At 70.9% G+C, this 22,982-nt stretch carries 20 protein-coding genes; 7 read left to right on the plus strand and 13 right to left on the minus strand.

Translation table 11 applies throughout. The features are described 5' to 3' along the window. Window positions 1–140: 140 nt before the first annotated feature. The 4 genes from AWQ71_RS01250 to AWQ71_RS01265 all read right to left on the minus strand — a co-directional run bounded on the left by AWQ71_RS01250 (window position 141) and on the right by AWQ71_RS01265 (window position 5,036). Window positions 141–1,352 carry a hypothetical protein gene (locus tag AWQ71_RS01250; RefSeq protein WP_067125137.1) on the minus strand — a complete coding sequence of 404 codons (1,212 nt, stop codon included), beginning with the start codon at window positions 1,350–1,352 and terminating at the stop codon, window positions 141–143. Window positions 1,353–1,456: 104 nt separating this feature from the next. Beyond that, complete coding sequence (locus AWQ71_RS01255) at window positions 1,457–3,715, minus strand: ABC transporter permease (RefSeq protein WP_067125139.1); 2,259 nt, start codon at window positions 3,713–3,715, stop codon at window positions 1,457–1,459. Window positions 3,716–3,718: 3 nt separating this feature from the next. After that, window positions 3,719–4,465, minus strand: coding sequence for an ABC transporter ATP-binding protein (locus AWQ71_RS01260; protein ID WP_067125141.1), 747 nt, complete (start codon window positions 4,463–4,465; stop codon window positions 3,719–3,721). Window positions 4,466–4,529: 64 nt separating this feature from the next. Then, a complete protein-coding gene (locus tag AWQ71_RS01265; protein WP_067125143.1) occupies window positions 4,530–5,036 on the minus strand; it encodes a PadR family transcriptional regulator in 507 nt (168 codons plus the stop codon). 139 nt (window positions 5,037–5,175) lie between these two features. Between AWQ71_RS01265 and AWQ71_RS01270 the strand changes: the two genes are divergently transcribed. From AWQ71_RS01270 to AWQ71_RS01295, 6 genes are all read left to right on the plus strand, one after another. Next, window positions 5,176–6,441, plus strand: a complete 1,266-nt coding sequence (locus AWQ71_RS01270) for an ABC transporter substrate-binding protein (protein ID WP_067125145.1) — start codon at window positions 5,176–5,178, stop codon at window positions 6,439–6,441. A 3-nt stretch (window positions 6,442–6,444) separates the two neighbouring features. Continuing rightward, window positions 6,445–7,773, plus strand: a complete 1,329-nt coding sequence (locus AWQ71_RS01275) for an ABC transporter substrate-binding protein (RefSeq protein WP_174550659.1) — start codon at window positions 6,445–6,447, stop codon at window positions 7,771–7,773. A 12-nt stretch (window positions 7,774–7,785) separates the two neighbouring features. Then, window positions 7,786–9,273: an ABC transporter permease gene (locus tag AWQ71_RS01280; protein ID WP_067125148.1), complete on the plus strand. Its 1,488-nt coding sequence runs from the start codon at window positions 7,786–7,788 to the stop codon at window positions 9,271–9,273. Beyond that, entirely contained in the window at window positions 9,270–10,157 is an 888-nt protein-coding gene (locus tag AWQ71_RS01285; RefSeq protein WP_067125150.1) for a carbohydrate ABC transporter permease, read from the plus strand. Before AWQ71_RS01280 ends, AWQ71_RS01285 begins: the two co-directional genes overlap by 4 nt. A gap of 205 nt (window positions 10,158–10,362) precedes the next feature. Next, a complete protein-coding gene (locus AWQ71_RS01290) occupies window positions 10,363–11,040 on the plus strand; it encodes a uracil-DNA glycosylase (RefSeq protein WP_067125152.1) in 678 nt (225 codons plus the stop codon). Between the two features lie 24 nt (window positions 11,041–11,064). Next, a complete protein-coding gene (locus AWQ71_RS01295; protein ID WP_067125154.1) occupies window positions 11,065–11,403 on the plus strand; it encodes a hypothetical protein in 339 nt (112 codons plus the stop codon). Between the two features lie 339 nt (window positions 11,404–11,742). Here AWQ71_RS01295 and AWQ71_RS01300 read toward each other — a convergent pair whose 3' ends face one another. Further along, window positions 11,743–12,294 carry a PadR family transcriptional regulator gene (locus AWQ71_RS01300; RefSeq protein WP_067125156.1) on the minus strand — a complete coding sequence of 184 codons (552 nt, stop codon included), beginning with the start codon at window positions 12,292–12,294 and terminating at the stop codon, window positions 11,743–11,745. Between the two features lie 79 nt (window positions 12,295–12,373). On the opposite strand from AWQ71_RS01300, the gene AWQ71_RS01305 reads away from it, so the two are divergent. Next, a complete protein-coding gene (locus tag AWQ71_RS01305) occupies window positions 12,374–13,714 on the plus strand; it encodes a carotenoid oxygenase family protein (protein ID WP_067125158.1) in 1,341 nt (446 codons plus the stop codon). 162 nt (window positions 13,715–13,876) lie between these two features. On the opposite strand, the gene AWQ71_RS01310 is transcribed toward AWQ71_RS01305, so the two are convergent. The 8 genes from AWQ71_RS01310 to AWQ71_RS01340 all read right to left on the minus strand — a co-directional run bounded on the left by AWQ71_RS01310 (window position 13,877) and on the right by AWQ71_RS01340 (window position 22,981). After that, on the minus strand, window positions 13,877–14,809 hold the full coding sequence (locus tag AWQ71_RS01310) for a hypothetical protein (RefSeq protein ID WP_067125160.1): 933 nt from the start codon (window positions 14,807–14,809) through the stop codon (window positions 13,877–13,879). A gap of 246 nt (window positions 14,810–15,055) precedes the next feature. Beyond that, window positions 15,056–15,931, minus strand: a complete 876-nt coding sequence (locus AWQ71_RS01315) for a hypothetical protein (protein WP_067125163.1) — start codon at window positions 15,929–15,931, stop codon at window positions 15,056–15,058. Between the two features lie 38 nt (window positions 15,932–15,969). Beyond that, window positions 15,970–17,280 carry a PqqD family protein gene (locus tag AWQ71_RS01320; RefSeq protein WP_067125165.1) on the minus strand — a complete coding sequence of 437 codons (1,311 nt, stop codon included), beginning with the start codon at window positions 17,278–17,280 and terminating at the stop codon, window positions 15,970–15,972. After that, the gene (locus AWQ71_RS01325; protein WP_169806495.1) at window positions 17,268–18,350 is read right to left on the minus strand and encodes a ThiF family adenylyltransferase; all 1,083 of its coding nucleotides are present in this window, start codon (window positions 18,348–18,350) and stop codon (window positions 17,268–17,270) included. Before AWQ71_RS01325 ends, AWQ71_RS01320 begins: the two co-directional genes overlap by 13 nt. A gap of 295 nt (window positions 18,351–18,645) precedes the next feature. Further along, window positions 18,646–18,780 carry a hypothetical protein gene (locus AWQ71_RS44245; RefSeq protein ID WP_281195008.1) on the minus strand — a complete coding sequence of 45 codons (135 nt, stop codon included), beginning with the start codon at window positions 18,778–18,780 and terminating at the stop codon, window positions 18,646–18,648. A 124-nt stretch (window positions 18,781–18,904) separates the two neighbouring features. Next, the gene (locus AWQ71_RS01330) at window positions 18,905–20,137 is read right to left on the minus strand and encodes an MFS transporter (RefSeq protein WP_169806496.1); all 1,233 of its coding nucleotides are present in this window, start codon (window positions 20,135–20,137) and stop codon (window positions 18,905–18,907) included. 194 nt (window positions 20,138–20,331) lie between these two features. Beyond that, window positions 20,332–21,069, minus strand: a complete 738-nt coding sequence (locus tag AWQ71_RS01335; RefSeq protein WP_067125179.1) for a lysoplasmalogenase — start codon at window positions 21,067–21,069, stop codon at window positions 20,332–20,334. A 97-nt stretch (window positions 21,070–21,166) separates the two neighbouring features. Beyond that, window positions 21,167–22,981, minus strand: a complete 1,815-nt coding sequence (locus AWQ71_RS01340) for a vWA domain-containing protein (RefSeq protein WP_067125182.1) — start codon at window positions 22,979–22,981, stop codon at window positions 21,167–21,169. Window position 22,982: the final 1 nt, after the last annotated feature.

Below are 22,982 nucleotides of genomic sequence, written 5' to 3' on the forward strand. Positions count from 1 at the left end.
GACAGCCTTCGAGGAGAGAGCCCGCGGAGCGAGCGCGGATCAATTCCCTCCAGCTGCTTCGCCTGAGCGCTGGGCGATCTGGTTGACAGCGCAGGGGCACCTGCCAGGAGTCGCGGGGCTGGCCTCCGCGCCAGGCAGCGTCAGCCGTACCGGAGGATGGACGTCTTCTCCCCGTCCATCCCGCCGTCGCCGTCGCCGTTCCGGCCGACGGCCCACATACCGTTCGAGCCGGGAATCCGGGTGATGCTCACCGCGCGCACCTCGCCGAACCGGAAGTCGGGCCCGTACGTCGTGGTCCATCGGCCCCGCGACTGCCGCAGGAAGAGCGCCTGCTTCGGGTGGGACGCGTCGATGCCGGTCACCCAGATGTCTCCGGACGCGTCGGCGGTGATGCCGGTGAGGCGGCCTTTCTTCACCGGGAGGGGCACCCGGGTCCACGACCTGCCGTCGAAGTGGAGCATGAGCGGCTTCGCCGACGCGAGGTCGCGGCCGGCGCCGATGTGACCGATCGCCCAGACGTCGGCAGCGCTGATCGGCCAGACCTGGGTGAGAACGCCCTCGGGGGTCCTCGGGACGGAGATCTCACTCCAACCCATGGCGCCGGCTTTCCCGGTTCCCCGCACGACAAGGGGCCCGTCGGTGGAGTGGCCGACGGCCCAGATCTCGCCGGTCCTGCTGCGGGCGGACACCGCGGCGAGGGCGCCATTGTGGATGGACTCGCTGGTGAACCCCGTGCGCCCGTTCCAGCTCAGGATGACGCCGCGGTTGTCGTTGGTGGTCCCGGCGAACCACACCCGTCCCTGAGCGACCTCGACGTCGGACAGTTGGTAGTTCTCGGACACGCCGAACGGCCGGTACATGCGCCAGCTTCCGCCGCTCCAGTGCCCGACCCGCACGGTGCGCCCGTTGCCCACCACCCACACGTCGTCGCCGGACGCCGCGCTGACGGCGTCGAACGTGTAGATATCCGAGTCGTACCCGGCGGGAAAGCGGTAGGCGGGCATGGTCGCGTTCTTCCACTGGACGCCGTTCCAGCGCGCGATCGCCGGACACGGCACGTGCTTCTCCACGGTGCAGGCGTACCCCACCGCCCAGGCGTCCCGCGGGCCGGTCGCGGCCACCTCCATCAGGCCGCCGCCGTCCGGCCCGAGGGTGGTGCCCGGAACGACCCGCCACTGCGGGGCGGCGGCTTCCGCGACCCCGCCGGTCATCGCGGACGCGACCACGATCGGAAGGGCCAGGGCGAGTGCGGCACGCGTGAGCTTCCGCCGCCTCCGAGGGCCGGCGGAAACGTGCGGAGGGATGGCTGCGCCGACGATCGGGTCGCCGGCCGGGGCGTGGGGGATGACCATCGCAAAGATCCTCTCAGGCTGCGTTGGGCGCAGTCTGCGACCGACCGCTTGCAACCCCCTTGATCGTCGCCTTCGGTGACGCGTCCAGCGGGCCGTACGGAGTGTCAGCGGGCGCTGTGCGGAACCCGGGCGCGTGCCGCCCGGCGGGCCGGGATCAGCGTGACGAGCAGGGACGCGCCCACCGCGACCAGCATGGAGGCGGCGAGCATCCCCGGTGTGGGAGCGCGACCGATCCCCGCTCCGACACCGCTCTCCCGGCCCTCCAGATCGATCAGCACGGCCGCGAGCGGCGCGCCCGCCGCGGTGCCGATGACCACGCCGCCGACGGCGAGCAGGCCGGTGCCGGTCACCAGCGTCGCCATGACCTGGCGCGGGGTGAGCCCCATCGCCTTGAGCACCGCGAGGTCCGGCGCGTGATCGCGTAGCCCGAGCGCGCTCGCGGTCAGCAGGTTCGCCAGGCCGATCAGCGCCAGCACGACGACCAGCGCGATGATGATCACCCTGATGATCGCCAGCCGCTCGGCCGGGTTCACCACCGGGGAGACCTCCAGCGACACGTTGAGGAGCCGGGTCCGCACCTCGGCGGGGTCGGCGCCCTCGCGCAGCACGATGCTGTAGAACTGCGGCACCGCGTCCTTGGCCGCCAGGCTGTCCAGGCCGAACGACAGCACCTCGCCGTCGTGCTCCGGCTCCACGACCCGGCCGACGATCCTGACGATCAGCGGGGTGCCGCCGATCGTCATCCGCACCCGGTCGCCGATGCGGACGCCGAGCAGGTCGAGCAGCCCCTGCCCGGCCACCGCCTCGCCCTGGTCCCGGTAGATCCGTCCCTCCACGACGGGGAACGGATAGGGGTCGGCGGACCGGCCGAGCGCCCGGGTGCGCACCGTCCTGGTCTGCCACGGCACGAGCGCGTCCGGCTCGGCTCCGGGATAGACCGCCGCCACGTCCGGGTCGGCCGCGGCCCGCCGCTGTGCCTCGTCCGCCGCCAGGTCTCCCGGGCGTACGGTCAGCGCGGCCGCCTGGCCGACCCGCTCGGGATGGCGGATGAAGTCGTCGAGCGTCGCCCAGCAGCCGAGCCCGATGGCGATCATCATCATCGGGATGGCCACCCCGCACACCGTGAGCAGCGCCGGCGTCCTGCGCGTGAACGCGTCCCGCGCGCCGAGCACCAGCGCGGGCGGCAGCCGTACGAGCAGGGCCAGCCGGGCCAGCCGGGACAGGTGGCCGCTCGGGGGCGCGGCCGGCGTGGCGGGGATCGGCGGCGTCCGGCCGCCGCCCCAGGCGGGCACCCAGACCGAGCCCAGGACCACCAGCCCCGTGCCGAGGGCGATCGCGGCGAACGGCCCGGGCGAGAGCGGGACGACCACGGTGTCCGGCAGCGCGTACACGGTGATCGACCGGCCGGCGACCAGCCCGAGCACGATCCCGAGCAGGCCGAGGACACCGTGCTCGGCGACCAGGGTCCAGGTCACCTGGCGCCGGGTGAATCCGAGCGACTTCAGCGTGGCGATGTCGCGTACCTGGCCGAGCACCCGGCCGCCGGTGGCGTTGGCGAGGGCGAGGGCCGCGGCGACCAGGCCCGCGATGCCGAACAGCGCGAGCAGCAGGCCGAGCAGCCGGTTGTCGAGCTCCATCGAGGCCCGTACCTCGCGCCAGGTGGAGACCCGCTGCACCTGGTTGTCCAGCACGGTGACCGCGCGCTGCACGACGAGGTCGGTGTCGTCGGGGTCGGTGAGCCGTAACCCGATGACGCTCTCGGTGCGACCGGCGGCGGGCTCGACCACGTTGAGCGTCCCGGCCAGCGTCCAGACCAGGCCCGGAGCCCAGTCGGGGTAGAAGCCCTGGTCGCCGCTCTCGGCCAGCCCGGCCACCACCAGCGCGTGCGAGGCGCCGTTCAGGCCGGTGACCGGGAACGGACTGCCCGGCCGCAGCCCCAGTTCGCGCGCGAACGACCGCTCGACCACGACCGCGTCCGGGTCGCGCACGTCGAGCCAGCGCCCCTCGCGCAGCAGTGGGCGCGCGACGGCCTGGAACGCGGCGGGCGTCTCCTGCAGGGCGATGGGCACCTTGCGCCCGTGCGCGGCCAGGGTGGCCGGCGCGCTCCGGTACGGCCCGGCGAGGTCGGTGACGCCGTCCAGCGACCGCAGGGCGACCACGTCGGGCGTGTCCTTGGTGTGGATCCAGATGTGCGCGCCGTTCCCCCGGGTGAACAGGCCGCGCCAGGGGTTCGTGCCGTCTTCGAGCAGGGTGGCGGCGGTGATGAGCGCGGTGACGATCCCGGCGACGGTGAGGATCGTGAGCAGCGCCTGCCCCCGGCGCGCCCGCAGGTCGGCGCGGATCCAGCGCAGCTCCGCCCGCACGCCTCAGCCTCGCAGCTCGACGACGTCGCCGACCGTGCCCATCGGGCGGCGGCGCGTCCTGGGCAGGGCGCCGTCGTCGACGACCTCGCCGTCCAGGAGGCTGACCACGCGGTCGGCCATGCTGGCCACCCGCGCGTCGTGGGTGACGAGGACGATCGTCTGGCCCTTCTTGTGCACGTCGGACAGCAGGCGCAGCACGTCCTTGGTGTTGCGGCTGTCCAGGTTGCCGGTGGGCTCGTCGGCGAGGAGCAGCCGGGGCTGGTTGGCCAGCGCGCGGGCCAGCGCGACCCGCTGCTGCTCGCCGCCGGAGAGCTGCGCGGGAGCGGCCGCGGCCCGTTCGGTGAGCCCCAGTTCACCGAGGAGGTACTCGCGCCGCTCCCGGGCCTGGCGGGGAGACGCCCCGCCCAGCAGCGCGGGCAGCTCGACGTTGTCGGCGATGGTCATGTTGGCGACCAGGTTGAAGAACTGGAAGACGAAGCCGACCTTCTGCCGCCGCAGCAGCGCCCACCCGCTCTCGGAGAGGGTGTCGGCGCGGGTGCCGTCCAGCCAGATCTCCCCGCTCGTCCGGACGTCGAGCCCGCCGAGCATGTGGACGAGAGTGGACTTGCCCGAACCCGACGGGCCCATGATGGCGACGAACTCCCCGCTCTCGACCCGCATGTCGATGCCGCGGACGGCCGGAACCGGGACGCCGCCGGACTGGTAGATCTTGACGAGGTTGATCGCCTTGATCGCGGGGGCGCCGGTCACGACCGGCCCCTCTCAGGGGTACGCGATGCGCGGAAGGTTCGGAGCGTGGGGGGTGTGGGGGGCATCAGGGAAGTTCCTCCTGGCAGCGTTCCAGCCAGTCGAGGTCGGCCTGCAGGTGGAGCATGGCGCCCTCGATCAGCAGCAGAGCCACCCGATTCTCCGGATCGGTGCGCTCGGCGAGTTCGTTGAGGTCCCGCATCAGCGAGAGGTAGTGGCGGCGCTGACGGTTGACCAGCGTCATCCGGTCGGCGATGCCTGTCAGCGGGGCGAGCACGAGCTTCATGAAGAACTCGTCCCGCACCCGCGGCCCCTCGGTAGGCTCGTCGACCCAGTCGTCCAGCTTCTCGCGGCCGGTGGCCGTAAGGTAGTAGACCTTCTTGTTCGGCCGGTTCACCTGCTCGACGTCCACGGCGCGGACGAAGCCGTCCTTCTCCAGGCGGCCGAGCGTGACGTAGATCTGGCCGATGTTCGGCGACGGGTACGCGTCTCCGAACGTCTTCTCGAGAGCATGCTTCAGTTCGTAGCCGTGGGCAGGTTCCTTCGCGAGGAGCGCCAGCAGCGGCAGCCGCACGCGCACACCTCCCAGAGCGTAGTGACCGGAACGTTACCGAGCGGACTGGATACACCCGTTGACGCCCACATTATCGCTATGCATAACATGCATGCACCTACCTAACACGTATGTAACTCGGACTTAATCCGGAGGTCACGTGGTTCGCCGCGGCTGTCTGCTCCTGGCCACCCTGCTGCTCGCGGGATGTTCCGGGTTCGGCGGCGAGCCAGGCCCCGCGCAGGGAGACGGCACCGGGGGCACCGGTCCGATCACGCTCGCCATCGGCCGCGACACGACCGCGTACCTCCGGCCGCTGCTCGACCGGTGGAACCAGACCCATCCCGCCGAACGGGTGACGCTGCTCGAACTGCCGGAGGCGGCCGACGAGCAGCGTGCCCAGATGGTGGCCAACCTGCAGGCGCACAGCGACCGCTATGACGTGCTCGGGCTGGACGTGGTCTGGACGGCGGAGTTCGCCGACGCCGGGTGGATCGTCCCGCTGGACCGCGGCCTGTTCCCCATGGGCAAGCTGCTGCGTCCGGTCGTGGACACCGCCGTCTACCGGGACCGGCTGTGGGCCGTGCCGTTCACGAGCAACGCCGGGTTGCTGTACTACCGGTCCGACATCCTCAAGAAGGAGCACCTCAAACCGCCCACGACCTGGGCGGAGCTCCGCGATCAGGCCAAGCGCCTGGGGAAGAAATATGACATAGGTGGATATGCGGGTCAGTTCCTGACGTACGAGGGACTGACGGTGAACTTCACGGAAGCGGTCCACTCGGCCGGCGGGACGATCCTCTCGTCGGACGCGCGGACCGTGACGATGGACCCGGAAACCGCCCGGACCGCGCTCAGCTTCCTCGCCGACGGCCTCAAGGAGGGGTGGATCCCCCAGGAGGCGCTCGCGTACAAGGAGGAGGAGTCGCGGCTCGCCTTCCAGCGCGGCGAGTTGCTCTTCACCCGCAACTGGCCGCACGCGTACGGCCCGGCCACGCACTCCGCCGTGGCCGGCAAGTTCCAGGTCACCCGGCTCCCGGGCCGCACCGGCCCGGGGTCCAGCACGCTGGGCGGGCAGAACCTCGCCATCAGCGCGTACTCGAAGCGGCAGAAGTCGGCTCTCAACTTCATCCGCTACTTCACCGGACCGGAGTGCCAGCGGCTGGTCCTCGCCCAGGGGTCGTTCCCCCCGGTGTGGGCCGACCTGTACGACGATCCGGAGCTCATCAAGCGGTTCCCGTACCTGCCCGTGCTCAAGGAGGCGATCCTCTCAGCGCGGCCGAGGCCGGTCACCGCCGACTACAACCAGCTCAGTCTGGTCATCTCCAGCGCCGTCTCCAGCGCGCTCACCCTCGGCAAACCCGTCGACGAAACAGTCACCGAGCTGAAACAGCAGCTCGGCGAGGTCATTCAGACCGGAGGATAGACAATGCGGAAACTCCCCCCGCTCAAGATCGGTGTGGCCGCCGCCCTCGCCCTCGCGGCAGCCGCGTGCAGCAGCTCACCGTCCGAGCCCGCCACCACCGGAAACGCCGCCGCCTCGTCGGAGGCCAAGCCCCTCGCCGGCACCACCATCGAGGTCGCGGCGAAGTGGACGGGTGACGAGCAGGCCAGCTTCGAGAAGGTCCTCAGGGCGTTCGAGGAGAAGACCGGCGCCAAGGTCACCTACGCCTCCACGGGCGAGGACACCGGCGCCTACCTCGGCCCGCGCATCGAGGGCGGCAACCCGCCGGACGTGGCGATCCTGCCGCAGCCCGGCCTGGTGCAGCAGTACGCCGACCAGAGCGCGCTCAAGCCGCTCACCCCCGAAGTCCTGTCGCAGATCGACCAGAACTACACGCCGTACTGGAAGGAGCTCGGCTCCGCGGGCGGCAAGGTGTACGGCGTGCTCGTGAAGGCGGCGCACAAGTCCCTGGTCTGGTACCGCCAGTCGGCCTTCGACGACGCGGGCGTCCAGGAGGCCGCGACCTGGGACGACCTGATCGGCAAGACCGCGCAGACGCTGGCCGACTCCGGCACCGCCCCGTTCGCGCTCTGCGCCGCCTCCGGGTGGACGCTCACCGACCTGTTCGAGAACGTCTACCTGTCCTCGGCGGGCCCGGAGAACTACGACAAGCTGGCCAAGCACGAGATCCCGTGGACCGACCCGTCGGTCACCACCGCGCTGGAGAAGATGGCCCAGATCTTCGGCAAGAAGGACTTCATGCTCGGCGGGTCGTCCGGCGCGCTGCAGACCGACTTCCCGACCTGCGTCACCCAGGTCTACGGCCAGAAGAAGGCCGCGATGGTCATCGAGGCCGACTTCGTCGCCGCCTCCGTGGGCCAGTCGGGCGCCCAGGTCGGCGAAGAGGCGAAGATCATGGCGTTCCCGAAGGTCGGGGACACCGCTCCGGTCGTGCTCGGCGGCGACGTCGGCGTGGTCATGAAGGACTCCAAGGGCGCGCAGGCGCTGCTGGAGTTCCTGGCCTCCAAGGAGGGCGGCGAGGTCTGGGCCAAGGAGCCGGGTTACCTCTCCCCGAACCGCAACGTCTCGCCCGACAACTACCCGAACGAGCTGACCAAGAAGCTCGCCGAGACGATCATCTCCTCGGGTGAGGCAGTCCGCTACGACATGTCCGACCTCGCGCCGAGCGCCTTCGGCGGCACGGACGGCAAGGGCGAGTGGAAGCAGCTGCAGGACTTCCTGCGCAACCCCAAGGACATCAAGGGGATCCAGGAGAAGCTCGAGGCGGACGCCGCCAAGGCCTACACCAAGTAAGGGGAGAAGGCCGTGACCGAACGGTTGGACGGCCCGCAGGCCCCCGGCGACGACGTCGCCGGGGGCTCCCCCGGACCGGCAGAGACTGAACCCGGCGTCGCGCGGCCCCCGGCCACCGACACCGACACCGACACCGACACCGACACCGCGACGGCCCCTCGCCCCAGCGGCACCGGCACCGCGACGGCCCCCCGCCCCACGGCCGCCGGCACGGCCGCGGCGCGGCTCGGCCCGTCGCCCAAGATCGCGGTGTTCTTCCTGCTCCCGGCGCTCCTGCTGCTGGCCGCCTGGGTGATCTACCCCATCATCTTCTCGATCTTCCGGAGCCTGTTCGACGCGGCGGGCGACCGCTTCGTGGGCCTGGAGAACTACGCCGCGATCTTCAGCGACTCGAGCACGCTCACCACGATCAGGAACAACATCATCTGGGTCGTGGTGGCCCCGCTGATCGTGACCGTGCTCGGCCTGATCTTCGCGGTGCTGACCGAACGCATCCGCTGGGCGACCGCGTTCAAGCTCATCCTGTTCATGCCGATGGCGGTCTCACTGCTCGCCGCCGGCGTCATCTTCCGGCTCGTCTACGAGCAGGACCCGGACAAGGGCGTCGCCAACGCCGTGATCACCACGGTGCACGACACCTTCAGCAGCGGCCAGGGCTATCCCGGGGCCCGTCCCCGCGAGAACGACGAAGCCCCCGTGGCGCTGAAGGACGGCGACGTCGTCACCCGGCAGCCGGTCCAGCCCGGCCAGCAGGTCCTGATCCCGCTCGTCGGCCTCAAGCCGGACGCGGTCGAGAAGGCCGCGCCGGCCAAGGCCGCCGCCGCGGGCGGCCTCAGCGGGACCGTCTGGCTCGACGTCGTACGCGGAGGCGGCGGCACGGTCAACCAGATCGACGGCGACGAGAAGGGCCTCGCCGGGATCACGGTGGAGGCGGTGGCGGGCGGCCAGGTCAAGGCCACCACCGAGACCGCCGCCGACGGCACCTTCTACTTCTCCGGCCTGCCCGCGGGCTCCTACGACGTACGGCTTCCCCAGTCGAACTTCGAGGCGTCGTTCAACGGCCTCACCTGGCTCGGCCCGACCCTGATCACTCCGGCGATCATCGGCGCGTACATCTGGGTCTGGGCGGGGTTCGCGATGGTGCTGATCGCGGCCGGGCTCTCGGCGATCCCGCGGGACGCGCTGGAGGCCGCCCGCATCGACGGGGCCACCGAGTGGCAGGTGTTCCGGCGGATCACGGTGCCGCTCCTCGCACCGGTCCTGCTGGTGGTCTTCGTCACGATGGTCATCAACGTGCTGAAGGTCTTCGACCTGGTGTTCATCATCGCGCCGGGTTCCGTGCAACCGCAGGCGAACGTGATCGCGCTGGAGATGTGGCGCGTGTCGTTCGGCGGTGGCGGCAACCAGGGCATGGGTAGCGCCCTCGCCATCTTCCTGCTGATCCTGGTGCTGCCGTTCATGATCTTCAATATCCGGCGGTTCAGGAGGGACGAGCGATGACAACCCTGACCGAGGCGGGGCACGCGCGTGCGATCCAGCGCGGCCTCCTCGGGCGCCTCGTCGACCGGATCGGCGGCGGCCTGCTCCAGGTGGCCCTGGTCCTCATCGCGGTGTTCTGGCTCGTCCCGACACTCGGCCTGCTGGTCGTCTCGCTGCGGGGCGAGAAGGAGAACAACTCCACCGGCTGGTGGACCCTCTTCACCAAGCCGGCCCAGGTCACCTTCGAGAACTACAGCAACCTGCTGGCCTCCGGGTTCACCTCGTCGTTCTGGAACACGGTGCTGATCACCGTGCCCGCGACGCTGCTGGTCATCGGCATCGCGGCCATGGCGGCGTACGCGTTCGCCTGGATCGACTTCCCCGGCCGGGACGCCATCTTCCTCGTGGTCATCGGCCTGCTGGTGGTGCCGGTCCAGATCGCCCTGATCCCCATCGCCAAGCTGTACGGCGCGCTGGACATCTTCGGCTCCATCCTCGGAGTGGTGCTGTTCCACGTGGCGTTCGGCCTGCCGTTCGCGATCTTCCTGCTGCGCAACTTCTTCGTGGGCATCCCCCGCGAGCTCCTGGAAGCGGCGCGGATGGACGGCGCGCCGGAGTGGCGGATCTTCATGACGGTCGTGTTCCCGCTGGCCAAGCCGGCGATCGCGTCGCTCGGGATCTTCCAGTTCCTGTGGGTGTGGAACGACCTGCTGGTGGCCCTGGTTTACGCCGACAGCGCCAACCAGCCGATGACCAAGGCCCTGCAGTCCCAGATGCGGCAGTTCGGCACCAACGTCGACATCCTCGCGCCCGGCGCCTTCCTGTCGCTGATCATCCCGCTGGTGCTCTTCTTCGCCTTCCAGCGGTACTTCGTCCAGGGCCTGCTCGCCGGATCGGTGAAGTAGGGCCCCGAAGCGACGGCGGCGGCTCCGGACCGGTGACGTGCGGTCCGGAGCCCCCGCCGCGGCTCGGACGGCTCGTATGGCCCGGACGCGTGCCCCTCAGGGGTGGGCACGCGCCCGGGCCCCTGCCGTGCCGAGAGATTTGTCGTCCGAGCGGTTGTACCGACACTTCATCCTTGATCCCGAAAAGCCGATAGGCTTCCCCACCATGGCAGGGCGTCCCTTAAACGAAATCATGGAAGCCGGATGGGCCACGGCCCTCGAACCCGTCGCTGAGCAGATCTCCGCCATGGGTGACTTCCTCCGGCAGGAGATCGCCGAAGAACGGCAGTATCTCCCCTCCGGGGCCAACGTGCTCCGCGCGTTCCAGCAGCCCCTCGACGAGGTCCGCGTGCTGATCGTCGGCCAGGATCCCTATCCGACGCCCGGCCACCCGATCGGTCTGAGCTTCTCCGTCGCCGCCGATGTCCGCCCGCTGCCTGCCAGCCTGGTGAACATCTACAAGGAGTACGTGGCCGACCTCGACTATCCGAAGCCCGGCAACGGCGACCTCACCCCGTGGACCGAGCAGGGAGTGCTGCTCCTCAACAGGGTGCTGACCGTGATGCCCGGCAAGCCGGCTTCGCACCGGGGCAAGGGCTGGGAGCAGGTCACCGAGCGGGCGATCACCGCGCTCGTCGAGCGGGGTGGCCCGCTGGTGGCCATCCTGTGGGGCCGTGACGCCCGGAACCTGCGCCCCATGCTCGGCCAGGTGCCGTGCATCGAGTCGGCGCACCCCAGCCCCCTTTCGGCGCGGAGCGGGTTCTTCGGGTCTCGCCCGTTCAGCCGTGCCAACGAGTTGCTCGTACAGCAGGGCGCCGCCCCTGTCGAGTGGAAGCTCCCCTGACCGCTGGCACTAGGATCAACCACCATGAGCGATGAAACGGATACCGGACGCTACCTTCGACTGACGGTCGACCTGGTGGTCGAGGTTCAGGATGTTAAGGCGTTGCAGGCGGCGGCCCTGGCGGAGATCCGCCACCCGGACGCCGAGCTTGACGACGACGAGCGCCAGGAGCAGACCGAGCTGGTCAACGCGGACGACACGGGTGCGGCGGCCCTCCAGTGGCTGATCGAGCCCGACCACGTCCTCGGCCTGGTCGAGCACGTGACCGACGTGGAGCCCCGCGAGGCGATGCTCGGCGTCGAGCCGTCGGACGGCATCCTCGAGGACGAGGATGAGCACGACCACGACGACCACGCGCACTGAGCACACACCGCGAGCCCGGCATCGGGCTCGCAACCGCTGAGAAGTGAGCACGCGCGCTCAGCACGACACTGGGCGCGCCGTCCACTCCGCTTCTCCCCCGTCACTCCACTTTCCCCGGCTGACCCACCGCAACGGTCAGCCCAACAACCCGGAAACGCACTCCACCCGTCCCCGGCCGTCCGCTCGGGGGCCGTGCGACGAGCGTTCGCGGTGCCGCCGCCCGGCGCGACCGCGAGGATCCGGGAGAAGACCCCGGAGTTCGCCACCACCGGCGGCAGAAACGCCGGGAAACTCCCTCGACCTCGGCGTACCGCGCCCTCTTGCCGGTGCGCCCGGGCACTAAGAGTGTGATGGGGGAGATCGGCGCGCGACCTTGTCGAGCTCGCCGAGCGCCCACCGGGCCCAGTCGTGAGACGCCTCGTACTGGCGGAGTCCGTAGCCGGCGGCGAGCCAGCCGAAGGGGAGCCGTCCGTCGGGTGAGACCGGTGTGTCCCCCGCCATCGCTTCGCCGAGTTCTGCGATCTGGCGTTCGCTGTCGTCGGCGATGTCGCGCAGCACTTTACGGGCGTCTTCGGGGTCGAGCGCGGACAGCAGGAAGAGCCTGAGCACCGGCTCGTTGCGGACGGCGCCGCCCGTGCGTGGCGTCAGCAGCCAGTTGCGCAACTCGGTGCGCCCCGCCTCGGTGACCGCATAAGTGCGGCGGCCCCTGGCCCCCTCATCGGCGTGCTCGATCAGCCCCTCGTCGACCAGGCGCGCCAGCTCCGGATAGATGCGGTTGTGTCCGGCGTGCCAGGCGTAGGACCCAAGCTCGCCCTCGAACGCCTTGGCCAGGTCGTAGCCGCTCGCGGGCCGTTCCGACAGGAGGCCGAGCAGGGCGTATCGCAATGCCATGCACCCCACTTTACCTATCCAAATTGACATATCCATTTGGATACGTGGAAACTCGGGGGGACCTCACGAAGGAGCTGAGATGTCCTACCTGACTCCCGTGCCCGACGAGATCGACGCCGTCGACCTGCCCGTATCAGGCGCGCTGCCGCCGGAACTGACCGGCCGCTACTTCCGCAACGGCCCCAACCCGCTGCCCGGCGAACGGTCCGGCCACTGGTTCATCGGGCACGGCATGGTGCACGGTGTCCGGCTGCGCGACGGCCGGGCGGAGTGGTACCGCAATCGCTGGGTGCACACCGGCAAGCTCGCCGGTCGACCGAACGTGCGACCCGACGGCCACCCTGATCTGGCGGTGGCGTCGGCGAACACGCATGTGATCGAGCACGCCGGACGCATCCTGGCCCTGGTGGAGAACGGCCTGCCGCACCAGATCACCCCCGACCTCGACACGGTCGGCGCCGTGGACTTCGAGGGCCGGCTGACCACGGCCATGACCGCCCACCCCAAACAGGACCCCGTGACCGGCGACCTGCACTTCTTCGGCTATGGGGTGCGCCCGCCGTACCTGACGTACCACCGGCTGGACGCATCAGGCGCACTTGTACACAGCCGCGAGGTCACGGTCCCCGGCGGCACCATGATGCACGACTTCGCCGTCACCGAGCATCACGTCGTCTGGCTCGACCTGCCGGTCACCTTCCAACCGCATCTGGTCGGCACGACCATGCCCTACCAGTGGGACGACCGCTACGGCGCCCGGCTGGGGGTCATGCGCCACGACCGTCCCGACGCCCCGGTCCACTGGTTCGACATCGCCCCCTGCTACGTCTTCCATGTGGGCAACGCCCACGAGGACGACAGCGGGCGTATCGTGCTCGACGCCGTCCGCTACAGCCGTGCCGACTTCACCGCCGTCTGGCGGGTGGCGGGCGGCGCCGCGAACCCGGCCGGCCCCGCCGCATCCGCGGCCGCCTCCCCCGACGGCGCGGCGCGGCTCCACCGCTGGACTCTCGATCCCGCCGCCGGCACCGTCACCGAGCAGCCGCTCGACGACCGCGCGGTGGAGTTCCCGACCCTGGACGACGAGCGGGTCGGCCGCGCCGCCCGTTACCTCTACACCAGCGACGACTCCGCGATCGTCAAATACGACCTCGTCGGCGGCGGTGTCAGCAGTCACCGTCTGGAGCCGGGCATCTACGTCGGAGAGGCGGTCTTCGTACCTGCCACCACCGGTCCGCGCCGGGAGGACGACGGCTGGCTGCTGTCGATCACCACCCGGCACGACGGCAGCGCCTCCCAGCTCCTGGTGCTCGACGCCGCAGACCTGACCGCACCCCCGGTAGCGGCCGTCGACCTGCCCCGGGCCGTCCCGGCAGGTTTCCACGGCTCATGGATCGCCGACGCCCCGGTCACCACCTGAGAAGCACATTCGCGGTGCCGTCGTCCCGGCGTCGCGACCTCGGGCAGGCCGAGGTGGAGGTGGTTGGACACGCCGGGCTCCGGACGGCCGTACGGGTCGAGGTGGGCCCAGACGGGGCGTGCGGTCTGTGCGGCGTTCCCGGCCTGGCCTGAACGCGAGGCGTCAGGCTTCAAGCAGGTTTTCGCGGCGGGTGGCGAGGGCGTCCCGCTGCCGCGACAGTTCCTCGCACTGAGCGGCGAGCTGGCCGAGCATGCCGTCGATCCAGCGCGCCACCTCCTGAACCTCCTGGCCGGTCCGCGTGATCTTCTGATGCCGGTACATGTCGACGATGACGTTGTCGAAGACCATGTCGGCGAACCAGCGCGTGTCCACCTTGGGAAGCCGGGGGTGCGCAACGACTCCGACGTCGGCCAGCTCACGGGAGAACGCGTCGAGCGCTCGCTGCGCCTGCCAGGCCGCCTGGTCGGCGTCCCGGAGATGGCCGTGCTCGACCATGTCGGCGATGGTGCCGCCGCCGAGCACGTCCCAGGTGGACGCGCCGCGCGCCCCGCCGAGGGAGCGCAGGACGTGCCCGACCCCGTTGGCCGCCGCCATCCCGGCGTGCCGCGCCTCCTCGTGCTCACGCAGATCCGCCTCGACGTGCGCGAGCTGCTCGGCGATCCCGGCCAGCTGCCGGCCGCGCGGGTCGTCGGAGTCGAGCAGCATCCGCTCCTTGCGGGCGAGCAGCCCGTTGAGCTCGCCGTCGGCGCTCGCCACCTCGGCGAGGCTCGCCTCGGCGGTACGCAGGTCGGCGGTCAGCCACTCCAGCCGGGTGCGCTGCCCGTGGACGCGCTGCCGGACGGCTTCCGCCTCGGCGCGCTCGCGGGCGAGCCGCTCCTCCTTGGTGCCGAGGAGCGAGGCGAAGAACCCGCCCTGCTCCAGCTTGACGACGTCCCGATCCTCCTTGGCGAGCTGCCGCTCCAGCTCGGCGAGCAACCGGGCGACCTCGTCGATCTGCCCGGTGAGAGCGGCGCGCTGCCGGGTCAGCCGCTCCCGGCGACGGGCCCGCTCCCTGGCGTCGCGGATCTCTTCGTCAAGAGCGTCAAAGGAGGTCATATCCGACAAGACGTACGAGCGACCGGCAGCGTTCCCCACCTCCCTCCGCTTCCGGTCACCCCGCCTCACTCGGGGTCTCGCCGGGAACCTGCAGCCGACCCTCGACGCGTTCAACCCGCACGCCACGAACGGCCAGGCCCTCGCGCACTCCCCGCGCCCCCGCGCCCCCGCTCACCCCCGCCCTCCTCACCTCTGCGCCCCGCTCGCCCTCGCGCAGGCGATGCAGCCGATGCGGCCGGTGACGACTCAGGCGGCGAGTAAGCCGGGAGTGCGGCAGAGCCAGTCGTTGAGCGTTCCGGCGAAGCCGGACGGCGGGCCGATGCTGAGGCACGAGCCGTCGGCGCGACTGCCGAGCCGTACCCGGAACGGTCGCCGGCCGAGATCGGGGGCGCCGGAGACGCGCGCGGACTCGGCGCCGCCTATCCACAGGTGCTCGCCGATCGAGCGGCACCTCGCCTTGGGGCTCGCGGCGCTCCACGCGAGATGCCCGGGGAGCAGACACCGCGCCACACTGCGGAGCACGGAGACGGTGCAGAGACCGTGCACGCAGGCGGCCCCCTCCAGCATGATCTCGGGCAGGCCGAACCTCCGGAGCCCGCGTGTCGCGACGGTGAGGCAGGTGCAGGCGCCGCTGCCCGCCGGATCGCAGGGCGGGCAGGAGCCGCCGGAGCCGACGTCCGTGCTCCAGCCGAGCCAGTCGTCCTCAAGGTGGAACTCGCCCGGCTCCGCCTGGCATCCCGTGTGCGGCACGACGCCACCGGTGCGGACGTCGACGATCACGCCGCGACAGGTGTCGGCGACACCGCGGGCCACCGCCCTGGCGACCTGCGCCGCCTCGGGCTGCCCGGCGACGGGCGCGGTGGCGGTGACCACGATGTGATGACGGGCCGCGTGGAGCGCGGCACGCCCCTCGTCACCAAGACTCGTGCGCCGCCACGGTGACTGCGCGGCGGGGAACACCCGCAGGTCCAGCCGGGGCGTGCCGATCGCCCGGGCGGCCGCCTTCCGATGCGGCCCGCCCGTCCGCCATGGGACGGCCGCGCCAAGATCGGCCGACCGCCGATCGGCGGCGACGACGAACACCGAGGTGGTCTCGGCCGGGACGGGATAGGTGATCTTCATGAGGTCCTCCTGTCGTTCCTGGAGACCCCAGCCTGCGGTCACGCGCGGCGGCCCGGCTCAACCGAACGCCGCTCTGTGGAAAACTCCGGCTCATCCACAGCCGGGCGGGCGCCGCCGGCCCGGATGGGAGCCGCCAGGACCGCGACGACCGACGCGAACCATCGCCTGATCCTGGACCCGTGCCTGCGCCACCACGTGCGCACCCAGAGCCCCTGGACCCCGGCCAGGACCGCGACCACGATCACGGCGTCGGCGACCGCCGCCCCCTCGCCGCCGTTCAGCAGGGTGCCGATCGCGGGCATCGCGATGGCTGAGAGGGCCGGCACCACGATCGTCGTCGCGACCGCCAGGCACACCACCGTGCCCAGCACGAGAAGCATCGTGTAGAGGCGCACCGCGGAGCGCTCCCGCCGGGAGAAGCGCGCCAGCGGGTTCGCGCCGCCCCGGCCCAGCAGGCGGGCGATCAGGTGCCGCCCGTACGCCACGCCGTCGCCGTACAGGTTCCGGCACCCGGCGAGGTCCTGGGCCACGAAGTAGAGGTCCGTACGCATGAAGATGAGGAGTTGGAAGCTCATCGCGTCGATCTGCGTCAGCACGACGATGGAGAGGCCGGTGTGGGCGCCCTCCTCCGACGGTACAACGCACAACAGGACAAATCCGGCGGCGGCGATGGCGGCGTCCAGGGCCATTCCGGCGAGGTAGACGGTCATCCGGACCCGCTTCTCCTCGCCCCAGACGCCGGAGACGTCCGTCTGCGCCACGAGGAACTGCAGGCGCGAGCCGAGGGTGATCCGTCCGGGCACCCCGGCGGCCCGCGCCGTGCACAGGTGGGCGAGCTCGTGCAGCATCACCAGGGACCAGGCGATGGCGATCTGGGAGACCAGCGAGATGGTGCCGAACTCGCTCCAGGCCATGATGCTCGGGCTCGGCATGATCTCCGGCCGTACGGCGAGCGCGGCCAGCCCGCAGAGGATGAGCCCCACCAGCCCGGCGTGCACCCCCGACCTCAGCGTCCACCGGACATGGCGCGGCTTCAGCCAGGGCAGCGAGGGGCTCTCCCGGTCGGTTTCGCCGGTGGGCCGTCCGTCGATCTCGGCGACGAAGCCGACGTCGATCAGAGCCGCGACGAAGTCGGCCACGTCGACGGTGGTCCCGGTCTCGGCCGCGACGCGTGCGGCCACGGCGTCGATGGGCCCGCCCTCGGCCAGCAACTCGATGACCCGTTGCCCGATGTCCGGAAAGGACACGAAATCCCCGGTCTCGACCCGTCCGACGATCCAGTCGTCGCCGTCGCGGCGCGTTCGGAGCGGGTGCAGCCGCACGCGGGACGCTCCGGTCACCGCGCGCATACGGAGCACCCCGCTTCACCGCGCGGGAACTCGGCGTAGATCGGCTGCTGCGGGGCGATGAGGTTGGTTCCCTGGATGAAACCGGCGGTGATCGGGGGCACGCCGGTGATGACGCGGAGGACGCTTTGGGCGACGAGGTTGCCGCACAACCCCGCCGATGTGGCGATGGCGCCCGGTCCCCCGAGATCGACAGGACGGTACGCGGCGTCCGTCCGCTTCCGGTCCTCGATCCGCTGCATGCACTCATAGCAGGCCCCTCGCCCCGGCACGAAGACGCCCGTGGTGACGAGAGGGCCGCTGTAGCCGCCGCCCACCCACGGGACCCCCGCCGCGAAGCAGGCCCGGCTGGCCCAGACGCGGATGCCGTCCTCGCCTCTGGGCTCGTCGGCGCACAGCGCCAGCACGTCGAACCCCGGCAGCAGGTCGGCCAGGTCTTGCTCGCCCCGGACACGCGCCGGCACGCCGGACACCTCGATGTCGGAGTTCAGCGTCGTCAGCCTCTCGACGGCGACCTCCACCTTGGGGCGGCCGATGTCGTCCTCGGCGAAGATGAGCTGCCGGTTGAGGTTGGACAGCTCGACCCGGTCGTCGTCGATCAGATGCAGGGCTCCCACTCCGGAGGCGGCCAGGGCCAGCGCCACCGACGCCCCCGCGCCGCCAACGCCGACCAGCAGCACCCGCGACCGGCGCAACCTGAGCTGGGCGTCCCAGCCGCGCTCGCGCGGGGTGAGGTCGGCCCACCGGAAGAACGCGTGGCCCCGGCTGTAACGTTCGCGCTCCCGGCGGCTCAGCTCGGGGGCCTCCGTCGCCCCCGCGTCCTCGATGTGGCCGGTGCCGACGAGCTGCGCGACGATCGCCACCGCGTCGTGCCGGGTCAGTTCCGGGAAGCCCGCACGCACCACCTCGGCGACGTCCGCGCAGGTGCGCGTGCCGTTCATCGCCTCGATGGCCGTCCACACCCAGCCGTGGGGGTCGTTGATTTCATGGGCCAGCCCGTAGATGTCGCCTCCGATGCGTATCCGGCCGTCGTCAAGGCGATAGGCCGCATGCTCGGGCTTTATTCTCGGCAACCGCAATCGGGCCTCCCGTAAAGATGTGAAACCGCTCTCATGCCACCCGGACACCGTCTCCATGCGCTTTCCACGGCGCGGCCCGCGCGCTTTCCCCTTTCCCCGCCCGTGCGTCCGCCGGAGGACGCCGACGATGAAGCCCGGAAAAAGACACGAGCACCCCAAGAAAGGGTCGGATAAGAAAGGAAAAGGCGCGCCGAAAGTCAGATAAAGGCGTACGGGATCCAGGAAACGCGGAGAGCCGCGATCGGGCGCCGGAAAGGCCTCCTCTCGTGGCTCCGCCTGCGATACGGGATCAGTTTCCCGTGGAGTTGCTCATCCGTACGGTGGTTTCGAGCCGGTCGAGCCGGCGGATCTCGATCTTGACCGCTTCCTCGACTGAGGTGTTTTCCGCGGGCTTGTTCTCGTCGAGGTCCCTGAGTTCGCTCACGAGCTTCCTCTTTTCGCACACCTGATTGACGTTGCCGACCAATTAGCGGCCGGCGCGGATGTCAGAGTAGATCACCGGCCACGTAAGGGAAAGATCTGATTTACCGCCGATTTCGAACTCTTCGTCAGGGCGCTTTGAGCGATGTCGGCGTCGCCTCCGCCGCCCCGTCCGGGGCGGCCGGAGCGACGTCGCTGTGGAAACGCGTCATTCCACGGAAAAAGAGAGCGGCGAGTGGCACGGCGAATCCGCCGACCGTGCCGATCACCAGCAGTGCCGACCGGCCGATCGCCGCGCTGACCGGACCGGTCAGCGCCAGCCCGAGGGGCATCATGACGGAGGAGGCCAGCCAGTCCACCGACGTGACCCGGGCGAGCCGCTCCGGAGGGATCTCGCGCTGCAGGTTCATGACCCACTGCACGGCGAAGATCTCCAGCCCCAGCCCGGCGACGATGTAGCAGCCGTACAGGAACTCCGGCGTCACCGGCCAGATGAGGGCGAGCGGCACGGCTCCGTACAGCGCGAGCCCGATGACGCCGGTCAGCCCGGCCCGGCCGGGTTTCCATTTCATGCTGACGACCCCGCCCGCCAGGCCGCCGACCGAGAGCAGGGCGAGGGCGGTGCCGTACACGGCGTCGCCACCGAATGTGTCGCGGGAGACCAGGGGCAGCAGGACCTGCGTGGGCGCGACCGTGAGCATGAGCTGGAGCGCGACGGCGATGATGACGCCGGTCACCCAGGGCCGCCGCAGCACCTCGGAGAGGCCGTCCGCGATCTCCCGTACGGCCGAGGAACGCGGGGCGGCGGCGACCGGGGGTTCCCGCAGCGGCAGCAGCAGGAGGAGTCCGAGCACGTAGGCCGCCAGCACGGCGAGGAACCCGACCCGGGGAGACCAGACGGTCACCACGTACGCGCCGAGCCCCGGCCCGACGATGGCGCCGATCCGCCAGGAGACCGCGCCCATCGCGACGCCCGTCGGGCGCTGCTCGGGGGTGAGGACGGACGACAGGCACGCCTGGTAGGCGGGCCGGTGGAACGCCTCCGCGGCCCCGACGAGGAAGACCAGGACGGCGAGGAGCGACGCGGGAGCGTCGCCGCGCAGCCCGACGGCGACCGCGCAGCACTGGAAGCCGAGAGAGACGATCATGACCGTCCGGCGGGGCAGCCGGTCCGCCCACAACCCGCCGAGCAACGCGAAAAGGATCAGCGCGATCCACCGGCCGGTGAATATCGCGCCCACGGTCGAGGCGGTCCCACCCGAGTTCAGGGCCGCGATGGTCACCGTGACCGGGAAGATCTGATCGGCCGCCACCGACATCGTGAAGCTGAGCCACAGCAGTCGAAACTCACGGTTTCGCACCAGGGAGCCATCGGCGGGTCGGCGCGGACGAATGAGCCTTCGCATACGAGCGCGCATGCACGAAATCATCCCTGCCCGTTCAAATCAGGCAATAGATGTTATTTCCCGCCTACAGCTCACCGGGTTGTTTCTCGCCCTCGCGCGGACCGAGACCCCTGCCCCACACAATGTCCCTCGACAGCCCGTTCGAGAACTCACCCGGGATTCACGGGCTCCCATCTCCCCCGGCGTACGACGGCGGAAGCCAGGAGATACTGGCCGGCGATGTACGTGGCCATGATGACGAATCCCCGGTACGGGAAATCGAGGTCGGCGATCCCGAACGCGATGAGCGTGTCCGACAGGAAGAACAACCCGCCGCCGACCCCGGCCCGCGGCCCGTACCACGACGAGGTGACCGCGGTGGCGGTGAGCACCAGGGAGTACGCGGCGACCGGGATCTGGAGCGCACCGAGCCCGGGCCAGAGGAACGCGACCAAGGCCGCCCACACCACCGCGTAGGCCGCCACCGACATCCACCACCGGACCGGCCGGCGCCCAGACGTTCCGCCGACGCCCACCGAATCGGATGCGGCGGAGGTCCGGAACCCGGGCCGCTTCCGCACGAAGAAGGTGATGTAGCAGAGGTGCGCGATGGCGAAGAACCCCATGCCGGGAACGAACATCCCGTCGATCTCCAGCGCGATGTCCCCCGCGGTGGAGGCCAGGAGAGCCGCCACGATGATCCCGGGGCCGCGCCTGGCGATCACCCAGAGCGCGAGGAGCGGCATCAACAGGGCCTTGGTCACCGGGTCGACCAGGCCGAGCCCGGCGAGCCCCGCGACCAGGTGAACCACCGAGCACGCCCAGAAGAGGACCAGCAACGGCCCGGCGACCCGTGCCGGAGCACCGGGGACAGGACCCGACAGAACGACGTTCGGTTTCTCACCCATGGAGGGATCCTAGTGAGCGGGCCTCCCGTCAGTAAGACCCCTGGCGAGACGCCCACCGGCCCGGGTGCGGCGCGGCTTCGTGCCCGCCCCCGGGGTGTCAGGTCATCCGGAAGACCGGCCCTCTCGGGCGGAACGGCAGGAACGCCGCGGCGGGGATCAGGAAGGCGTGTTCCCTGCGGATCCGCACCACGTCGCACGCGCCGTCGGTGATCACCAGGATCGGCCCGTCCGCCGGGAAGTCGTCCGCCCGCTCCAGCAGATCGATCCCGGGCTGGAGGACCGTGCCGCCCCGGCCCCGTACGCGGACCTTCGCGGCGATGTCCTCGACGGCGAGATATCCCGCGTCGTACGCCGCGGCGTCGCAGAACACCACGCGGGCACGCGGCACGTCCCTGGCGATCGCGTAGGAGGCGATGGCGCCCAGCGCCTTGCCGAGCAGCTTCGCGTCCATCGAGCCGGACGTGTCCAGCACGACGCCGAAGGTGGCCCGCCGTACGACTTCGTCGGGACGGGTCCAGCCGGGGCGCGGGATGTCCGGCGTGGCCGACTGCCGCCGCGAGGCGCGGCCGTAGGAGCGGCGCCGCTCGACAGCGGGCAGGTGCTCCTCGAACCAGCGCGCGAGCGCGGCGTCCCACGGCAGCGGGGGCTGGTCGAGCGCGCGGATCTCCTCCTCGAGGCCGGCGGGGACGTCGCCGCGGCCGCTGCCGCGGTGGTAGACGAGACCGCTCGCGAGCGCGTTCCGGTAGTAGTCGTCGAGGTCGACGTACCGTCCCGGAGCCCCGGGACGCGGCAGCGGCTCGCCCAGCACGTCGCCGACCCCGCGCCCGCGCAGGGTGGCCAGCTTGCGCATCCGGCGCAGGTCTCCGACGATCCGGTCGTAGACGGCCTCGCCGGACAGCCCCTTGAGTGACAGGTCGTAGAGGAGCCCCTCCGGCATCGTCCCGACACCCATCTCCACCAGCCAGCCGTTGATGACGTAGTCGCAGGCGACGTTCCACAGGTACGGATCACGCCACCCGGCCCGGTCGCCGTGCCGCAGCGCCGCGTGCAGCATCTCGTGCGCCAGCACGAACCGCCACTCGTGCGTCGTCATCGTCACCAGCGGATTGACGTATATCTCGGCGGCCTGGGCGTTGACGGCGGCGATCGAGATGTCCCAGGAGCGGGTCAGGTCCGCGTCCGCGACGATCGTCATACCGGTCGCGAGCGCGCCCAGCAGCGGGTACGACGACACGAACCAACCCAGGGCGACGTCCCACGGCTTCTTGACGCCGTCGGCGAGCGAGCTCCTGGCGCCGCCCGCGACCTCGATCGCCAGGGTGGCGGCGGCCGACACCCCGATCGCGAACGAGCGTGGGAAGTCGAGCCGAATGGCGAGTTGCTCCGAACCGGCGAAGAAGTCCGGGAACCCCGTGGTGCGGTAGTCGGCGGGCACCCCGGTGACGCGCCACCGCGCGGCGAGCGCCCGCTCGTCCTCCTCCGGGAGCGTATGCGGCAGCGGCTCCGGCGGCCGGCCGATTTTCAGGGTGTGGAGGAACCGGTCGACGGCCAGGCAGCACGCGGCGTGGTAGGCGGCCGAGGGCGCGCGTCGCGGCCCGTTCCATCGCGCGGCCTCGTCCGGCCCCAGGTCCTCCGCGGCGGCCGAGCGGGGGTCGAGGTGGCCGAACCCGGCGTGCAGCAGGCAGTGGGCGAAGACCCAGGCCCACTCGGCCGGGTCCGCCCGCCTCTTCGGATGGTGGTGCACATTGCCGCCCGCCGTGATGTACGCCCACGCGTCCTTGGGCAGCTCGCCGTCCCGGGCCTCGTACAGGTAGCCGCGCAGAGTCCCGAACAGCGGGTGCGCCGCCATCAGGTCCCACCCTTTGTGCACGGCGTCGCGCCAGGGGTCCGCCTTCTTCGCGCGCCGGGCCACG

Origin of the sequence: Microtetraspora malaysiensis (assembly GCF_001528665.1) — a bacterium.
Taxonomy (GTDB): domain Bacteria; phylum Actinomycetota; class Actinomycetes; order Streptosporangiales; family Streptosporangiaceae; genus Microtetraspora_A; species Microtetraspora_A malaysiensis.